Origin of the sequence: Bradyrhizobium jicamae (genome assembly GCF_001440395.1) — a bacterium.
In the GTDB taxonomy this organism is placed as follows: domain Bacteria; phylum Pseudomonadota; class Alphaproteobacteria; order Rhizobiales; family Xanthobacteraceae; genus Bradyrhizobium; species Bradyrhizobium jicamae.
The window spans coordinates 6,414-7,331 of sequence record NZ_LLXZ01000213.1 but is presented as its reverse complement, the minus strand read 5'-3'; the positions used below and the strand labels follow the sequence as shown (position 1 = coordinate 7,331).

The following is a 918-nucleotide window of genomic DNA, read 5'->3' as shown; positions in this document are numbered from 1 at the left end:
TACGCCAGCTGGTTCCGTGCCGTCTGTGTCAGTTTCATCGACCGCTCAATTCACCAACAATACCGGTAATGTGAGCGTTTCCGCGGGCGGCAATCCGATCCCGATTCCTGGGGGCAATTCTACCGTTATCTCAAATGGCAGTGGCACGTTCTCCGGCACCGCGCAGGGGGGTACGAGCACACCGTTTAGCACGGTGCAGCCAAGCGTCATTTGCAACTACGCGATGAGGATCATCTGACTTGCGCGAGTCAACGGGAGCGAGTAGAAGCGCGATTCAGCAATTCGCGTACCCATGCCCGAACGTATAAAAAAAGCCATCCTCTTCGCGTCAGTTATTGCTCTGATTGTCGGCCTGAAATGGCTTTCGGACAACTGGCACCCAAGTTTCCTAAAATCGAAACCGTATCTGATTTGCGAACCGCATGACTCAAAGTCGGTGAGCGAACCAGAATGCGTGAGGTGGAAGATACCCTAGCGCAACGCATCTACGATTTTTGTCCAACAAGCCGCCTTCGGGCGGCTTTTTCTTTTGGGAGAATTCATGAAGACATCCGACAACGGCCGGGCCTTTATCGAGGCCTTTGAGGGCAAATTCCTGCACACCTACGACGATGGCACGGGAGTCCTGACGATCGGCTATGGACATACGACCGCGGCGGGTGCTCCGAAAGTCGTGGCCGGGATGACGATCACGGATGCGCAGTGCGATCAGATTCTCGCCTCAGACCTTGGGGCCGTCGAAAAGGACGTATCCCGGATCATTAAGGTCCCGTTGAGCCAGCCGCAGTTCGATGCGCTGGTGTCGTTCCACTTCAACACGGGTGCCCTCGGTAGCGGCACTGTCGATGACAAGATCAACGCGGGGAACATCGACGGCGCGATGGCGACGCTACTCCAGTATGTCAACGCTGGCGGCAA

The 918-nt window shown here is 56.0% G+C and carries 2 protein-coding genes; both read left to right on the top strand.

All coding sequences use genetic code 11. The annotated features are described in order from the left end of the window. The coding region (locus CQ12_RS45755) for a hypothetical protein (RefSeq protein ID WP_210180606.1) at positions 1-238 on the top strand (238 nt) is incomplete at its 5' end. 303 nt (positions 239-541) lie between these two features. Then, positions 542-918: lysozyme (locus CQ12_RS36915; RefSeq protein WP_157088716.1), on the top strand; the 377-nt coding region annotated here is incomplete at its 3' end.